Origin of the sequence: Loktanella sp. SALINAS62 (assembly GCF_018263905.1) — a bacterium.
Classification (GTDB): Bacteria; Pseudomonadota; Alphaproteobacteria; order Rhodobacterales; family Rhodobacteraceae; genus Loktanella.
In genome coordinates, this window is sequence record NZ_JAAFZU010000079.1 from 1 (window position 1) to 341 (window position 341).

1 protein-coding gene is annotated in these 341 nt (G+C 62.8%); it reads right to left on the reverse strand.

Going from position 1 to position 341, the window contains the following annotated elements; translation table 11 throughout:
* Window positions 1–341 (reverse strand): transposase (locus GZH79_RS18545; protein ID WP_211645267.1); only part of this gene is annotated, 341 nt, incomplete at both ends.

Genomic DNA, 341 nt, shown 5'->3' on the forward strand with positions numbered 1-341 from the left:
ACGCGGCTGATCAGGTCGGGCGACACTTGCAGGCCATAGACATCCTCGAGATGGGCGCGAATGTCACGCACCGTCAGACCGGCGGCATAGAGACCAATGATCTTGTCATCCATCCCGTCGATCCGGGTCTGGCCCTTCTTCACCAGCTCAGGTTCGAAGCTGCCGTCTCGGTCACGCGGCACGGCGATCGGCAGCTCGCCGTCCTGGCCCTTCAATCGTTTGGTGGATGAGCCGTTACGGCGGTTGGCCTGATCGGCCGGCGCGTCCTTGCCGTCCTCATAGCCCAGGTGCGCGGTCAGCTCGGCACCCAGCATTCGTTCCATCAGCTTGATCTTCAGCTC